Origin of the sequence: Bradyrhizobium sp. in8p8, assembly GCF_000426845.1 — a bacterium.
GTDB classification, from domain to species: Bacteria; Pseudomonadota; Alphaproteobacteria; order Rhizobiales; family Xanthobacteraceae; genus Bradyrhizobium; species Bradyrhizobium japonicum_C.
Genome location: NZ_AUGD01000027.1, coordinates 48,331 through 54,330 on the forward strand (window position 1 = coordinate 48,331; position 6,000 = coordinate 54,330).

General features: G+C 58.1%; 5 protein-coding genes, 1 pseudogene and 1 other annotated feature. Of the genes and pseudogenes, 3 read left to right on the forward strand and 3 right to left on the reverse strand.

The window, feature by feature from the left end:
* Positions 1-241: 241 nt before the first annotated feature.
* The 3 genes from K408_RS39540 (at position 242) to K408_RS0134470 (ending at position 2,466) form a co-directional block, all read left to right on the forward strand.
* Positions 242-850 (forward strand): PEP-CTERM sorting domain-containing protein, encoded by a 609-nt coding sequence (locus K408_RS39540; protein ID WP_035698822.1) that lies wholly within the window; start codon positions 242-244, stop codon positions 848-850.
* A 145-nt stretch (positions 851-995) separates the two neighbouring features.
* Entirely contained in the window at positions 996-1,625 is a 630-nt protein-coding gene (locus K408_RS0134465; RefSeq protein WP_028146125.1) for a PEP-CTERM sorting domain-containing protein, read from the forward strand.
* 193 nt (positions 1,626-1,818) lie between these two features.
* A complete protein-coding gene (locus tag K408_RS0134470; protein ID WP_245265983.1) occupies positions 1,819-2,466 on the forward strand; it encodes an Npun_F0296 family exosortase-dependent surface protein in 648 nt (215 codons plus the stop codon).
* A 543-nt stretch (positions 2,467-3,009) separates the two neighbouring features.
* Here K408_RS0134470 and K408_RS44465 read toward each other — a convergent pair.
* The 3 genes and pseudogenes from K408_RS44465 to K408_RS0134490 all read right to left on the reverse strand — a co-directional run.
* Positions 3,010-3,117: pseudogene (locus K408_RS44465) on the reverse strand (PEPxxWA-CTERM sorting domain-containing protein); the annotation flags it as partial.
* Between the two features lie 679 nt (positions 3,118-3,796).
* Entirely contained in the window at positions 3,797-4,498 is a 702-nt protein-coding gene (locus K408_RS0134485) for a PEP-CTERM sorting domain-containing protein (RefSeq protein ID WP_024343152.1), read from the reverse strand.
* 220 nt (positions 4,499-4,718) lie between these two features.
* A protein-coding gene (locus K408_RS0134490; RefSeq protein ID WP_155251402.1) for an IS3 family transposase occupies positions 4,719-5,950 on the reverse strand; the annotation gives its coding sequence in 2 pieces (ribosomal slippage) (positions 4,719-5,659 and positions 5,659-5,950; 1,233 coding nt in all).
* Positions 5,550-5,666: a sequence feature (AL1L pseudoknot), on the reverse strand. (Overlaps the previous gene by 117 nt.)
* Positions 5,951-6,000 lie beyond the last annotated feature (50 nt).

A 6,000-nucleotide genomic window follows, 5' to 3' on the forward strand; every position in this document is an offset into this window, starting at 1 on the left:
GGCTGATCGCTTGGCGAGGTAGCTGATTGGCGGTTGCGGAGGAGCGCGCAACCACTTCGATTCTGATATGATGCTCGGCAACGAATCAGTTGCGTTCGATTTCGTGCCCCCGATAGCAGTGAAGTTTGACTCGCGAGAGGTTGCTTTCGCGATAGTTGCGTCGTGCCGGGGGCGCAGTGATTCCGTATCAACTTCGACGAGGGGCGAAACAGTGAAAATCAGAATACTTCTCGGAATTGCGATGGCTGGCGCCGTTCTTTCGGTGACGCAAGCGCGCGCGGCGCTTCTGACGCAAAGCTTCACTTTTAGCGGCTCGCACTCTGGCTCGACCTATGGCGTCACGGGCAACTTCACTTACGATTCCTCGAATGGTCAGTTGCAGGCGATCACCGGCAATGTTGCTTCGGGGGGCGTAACTCAAGCGATTACCGGTCTCGTGCCGGCGGATTACAGTTTGGCCGTGAACAACTTCTATCCGGATGCGACCGATGATTATCGGTACTTCTCTTACGATAACTTGTTCCTCTCGGGAGCATTCACGTTCAATGGCGTATTGTTCTCGTTCGGCTCAGGCAATTACGGCGGTCTCTACTACAATCCTGGGCCATTCCTGACCCTGTGGTTGCCTGACGGTCCAAACACTCCAGCTTCTGAGGCTGGCTTGGAATGCCCGGACAATCTCTATTGCCCAGGGGTACCGGGGACTCTCAATTTCGCAGCCGTTGGTGCGGTACCAGAGCCTTCAACCTGGGCCATGATGCTCCTTGGTTTCCTTGGCCTTGGGGTTTTCGGACGGACGCTTCGTCGGTCTCCCGAGATCCGCTGCGAGCTTACCGAAGCTTCCAGCTAAAGTTGGACGAGGTGCTTGACGCTAGTGCCGGCACCAAGATCGTTGATTGATCGCTAGGTCAGTGCTTAGATCCATGCTGGCTACCTTTATACGCCTTGTTGTGCCTCCCCCGTCATTGTTGCCAATTCGATAATGGAGATGTCTCGTGAACCGGATGTTGTTTGGTTGCCTCGTTTTTTCCGCGCTTGCTTGCTCGCAGGCGTCTCAGGCGGCGACAGTGGTTTTTGAAGACAATTTCAACGCCACGACAACGCAGTCTCTCAACCAGACGGTGTTCGCCAATTGGACGGTGACCTCAGGCTCGGTCGACGTTATCGGTGATGGCGGACCGTATGCCTTGCTGCCTGTCGGCAACGGAAACTATGTCGATCTCAACGGTTCGACCGGGCAGCCGGGACAGCTGACCACCAAGATGGATTTCGCGGCCGGTACCTACGTCCTGACCTTTCAGCTGGCGGGTAGTCAGGGCGGTGTCGGCGACGTCGATCCGGCCCAGCACACCACGACGATCTCATTCTCCTTGGGTGGTTCGTCGCAATCGATCACTCTCGATCCGGCTGATCCGCTGAACACTTATTCGTTCTGGTTTACCACCAGCGGCGGCAAGCTGATGTTTACGGATCTGTCCGGCGGCAACGCGAATGTCGGCAACTTGCTGGACAATGTATCGGTCGCCGCCGTGCCCGAGCCCTCGACCTGGGCCATGATGATCCTGGGCTTCTTGGGCGTCGGCTTTCTGGCCGGTCGGGCTCGCAATTCGCGACTGACTGCCTAAGGGAGTTCTTAACCTTGAGCCGCTCCTGATCGGAACCAGCTCGTCGTTTGCCCTGCCCGCACCTCTATAGAATACTGCAAGTGTACGCCCGCCAACTGCAAATTTAATTTATTTAAAATGCCTTTCTCATTGACTCGTCCTTTTATTCAGAGTTAAAAGACCATTGCCGTCGTGTAATTTTGAGGAGGTCAAATTGAACAAAATCTCTAGTCTAGGAGCTAGCGTCGCCGCGCTAGCGCTCTTTGCTTCTCTTCCGTCCGCTGCAAACGCCGCCCTCGTGCAGTCGGTCGGAAACAACGGAAGCTTGCCAATCTTGGCTCTCAACCTTGATAACAGCGGTATTACCGGCGTTGCGACCCAGTCGGGAGGCGCTGTCTATAACACGACACATCCCGGGTTCGCGGCAATGCCGGCGCCGGGCACTGTAGGCAATTTTCTCGCTGCTGGCCCCAGCAACAATGGCAATGCAACGCTGACCTTTATCAATCCGCTCAGCTATTTGAGCTTTCTGTGGGGATCGCCCGATAGCTACAATGCCCTGACGATCAATACCAACCTGGGTACCTACAACTATACAGCGGCTTCCGCGAACGTTAACCCGGTTAACGGTGATCAGAACTTCGCTCAGTATGTTCAGTTCGCGGCGAGCGGTGGGGAATACATCACCAGCGCCATTTTCGCGTCTGGCAACACCAATGCCTTCGAAGTCGCGAACTTCACTGTGACTGCGGTCCCCGAGCCGACCACTTGGGCCATGATGATCCTGGGCTTCCTCGGCCTCGGCTTCCTCGGCTATCGCAAGAGCAGCAAGGCTGGCGGCACTTCGTTCCGTCTGGCTTGATTGCCGCCTAGAACAAGATTGCATGGAAGGCCGCCAGCATGGCGGCCTTTCTCGTTTGGCATTGGATGTATTGCGCCGCGATCGGCGCCACGGAGGTTGCGATGGATATCGTCGGCACGTGCCTCAACTGCTATACGGCTTCCGGAAGTCTCCTGCTCAACACCGCGATTGGGCTTGTCGCCTTGTGCTTCGCTGTTTCGAGGGGATGGAGAACGAGTAATCGTTCGCCGGCGTTGCGAAACTAAGGTCGCTGCCGCGTCCCGATAGTTTTGGCTGCCAGGACAGGCGGCAAAGCTTGCCCACCCTGTCATGTAGCTGCACAATTACTAGCGCGCCGCGTCCCGCTGACTTTGGAGCGGCGCCGCGCGTTTGATTTCGCCGCAGCGAGGCGGCATCAAGCGCAAACGCCTCCTTGCAGGTGTGACGTCCACGGTCAGACACGTGCCTCGGTCGATACACCAGCGACCTACGACCAAGTTCGATCTGGCATAGAGAAGGGCCGCACCGGAGGTGCAGCTCTTGACGCAACGTGATGATGTCGTGCTAAGCGCGCGCGGTGACGGCAGGCGCCTGCTTGCGACGGTAGGCCAGAAAGCCGAGACCAGCGAAACCCAGCATCATCATAGCCCAAGTCGAGGGCTCGGGGACGGCGGAGTTGATTGCAAACGTGCCCCGCAGGGGGTCGACGTCTTTCGGGTCAAAAACGGTCGTCCCGAGCAGAACGTCCTGAAGGGTCAGCGTATACTGATTTCCCCCGAAGCTCAGGCTCTGGGGCTGGAAATCAATGTAAACGAGGCCACCGATCGCGGTGATGAAGCCTGATACGGTCGCCGAAAAGTCCACACCCGTGGTGATCGGGGAGCTCAGCGAGACTGTCAAGTTGAAGGCGTCCCCCAGAAAGGCGTGAGGGTTAAAGAGGCCGGTATTCTTCAAGGTGAAGGTGCCGAGATCCGTCGGGGTATCCGCATCGACATCAAAATTGGTGCCTTTGAACGAAAGCGTGTGATCCTTTGCCGTGCAGCCGGATCCAAAGCAACCCGTCGTCATGCCGGTGAAGGTTGCAGCGTCGGCGCTCGTCGCGCTCAGGCCAAGCGCAAGCGTCGCTGCCAATCCCCAAATCCGAAAAACCTTCATGAAACCTCCAGCTCTCAAAAATGCAAAGCAGGTCTTATTACCTTAGTTCCGAATAAACCCGGATTCGAAGTTGGGTCAATGAATTTGTTAAATATCAGTAAATATTGCCTGGCATATTCAAATGTAGCGCAGCCCCTATGCAGAGAGATCGCCTGGAAGGCGGTCTCCTGCACATCATGGGACGTTCGGTGGAAAATTAAGACGCGCTCACCGCGCTCAGCTGCTTAGTGCGATAGGCGAGGAGGCCAACACCAGCGAAGCCCAGGATGAACATCGCCCAGGTCGAGGGCTCGGGGACCGCGCTGGTGAACGTCGCCGAGAAAGTCAGATCAGAAAAATCATTGAGGGCCGTATTCCAAGGCGTCTGTGTCTGACCTAGCCCGGGAAGGGGCACCGAGTCGGGATAGATATTGCTCCACACCAAAGTACCGAGATGGGGAATGGAGTTGGCGGTGCAACCCCCGAAGTTCAAGCACGATCCAACAGTAGCCGAGCCGCTATTGTTTGCGATGCCGTAAGTGCTGAGAAACGCAACATAGGTCTGGCCTTGCGTGACGTTGGCGCCCACCGGCGAGAAGACGAGAACGCCGGCAGTCCCCGCCACCACGGGACTTTGCCAAAGCAGCGCAGTCGGTTTGGAGCCATCCCACGCGTAGACCGCCGCGTACAGCGAAGCGAGGTTCGAACTGTTGAGCGTGAATTTGAAGTCCGTCAGAGAGCCGGTGAGAGGGGCGGCAAATGTCTCTCCCACAAACTGCGTTTGCTGGCCGCCTGTCAATGATCCTGACAACGAGCCGAAGCTGTAAGTGTTGGCCGGATTGCTGATCACGTCCGCTGCCGCAGGGGCCGCGTGGGCCAAAAATCCTGCTATGGAAAGTGCGACTACTTTACGAAACATAAAAGTTAACTCCCATTCCTGTTGAAGGTGCGGGAGGCGTCGCACGCGCGTTCCAATGCTTTGATGACATTGAGACGTCAGGTTAGAGCAATTTGCCGCATATCGTTTTTTTTGAGTCCGCGGGGCAGGCGCCGCCATCTTGCTAGATGCGGGTCGTAGGCCGTACCCCATCCGGGGCGGGTGAACCGCCCCCGGTTTGCCGGAGGCCATTTGGTTTAAGTTATGCCGCCATGGCCGATTGTTCCAGCATGGCGTAGTAGCGTTGCTCGGCTTCGGCCGGCGGGATGTTTCCGATGGGCTCCAGGAGCCGTCGGTTGTTGAACCAATCGACCCATTCGAGGGTGGCGAACTCGACGGCCTCGAAGCTGCGCCATGGTCCGCGCCGATGGATCACCTCGGCCTTGTAGAGACCGTTGATGGTTTCGGCGAGAGCGTTGTCGTAGGAATCTCCGACACTGCCGACAGAAGGCTCGACGCCGGCTTCAGCCAGGCGTTCGGTGTATTTTATCGATACGTATTGGCTGCCCCTGTCGCTGTGGTGCACGAGCCCGCCACGATGGACCGGCCGTCGATCATGTAGGGCCTGCTCCAGCGCATCGAGCACGAAGCCTGCATGCGCTGTGCGCGAAGCCCGCCAGCCCACGATCCTTCGAGCATAGGCATCGATGACGAAGGCGACGTAGACGAAGCCGGTCCAGGTTGCGACATAGGTGAAGTCGGAGAGCCAAAGGACGTTCGGCCGTGGCGCCTTGAACTGGCGGTTGACGTGATCCAGCGGGCATGGCGCCGCCTTGTCGCTGATCGTGGTCTTGACGGATTTGCCGCGGATGACCCCTTGCAAACCCATGTCCCGCATCAGCCGCGACACCGTGCAACGGGCAACATCGAAGCCTTCGCGCTTGAGCTGGCGCCAGACCTTGCGCACGCCGTAGACGGAGAAGTTCTGATTGAAGACGCGCCGAACCTCGATCTTCAGCGCGGCGTCCTGCCTGGCGCGCGCCGACCGCTTGGCCGGATCGCGCCGTTTGGCCACGTGGGCGTGGTAGGTCGAGGGGGCGATCGGCAAGACCTTGCAGATCGGCTCGACCCCATGCGCCCCACGATGATCGTCAATGAAGGCGATCATGGCTTGGACCGGCGGTCGAGCTCCGCCATCGCAAAATAAGCGCTCGCCTTGCGCAGGATCTCGTTGGCCTGCCGAAGCTCACGGTTTTCCCGTTCCAGGGCCTTCAGCTTCTCGGCCATCTCAGTCGGAACGCCGGTCCGCTGCCCGCTGTCGATCTCGGCCTTCTTGACCCAGTCATGAAGCGTCTGCGGTGTGCAGCCGATCTTGGCCGCAATCGATGTCACTGCCGCCCAGCGCGAAGGGTGCTCGCCGGCGTGATCCAGAACCATCCGAACCGCACGGTCCCGGACCTCAGGCGAAAATTTGTTCGTCGTCTTGCTTGTCATGGCTCCATCCTCTCAGGAGTTGGAGCCTCCGGCAAACCCGGGGCGGTTCA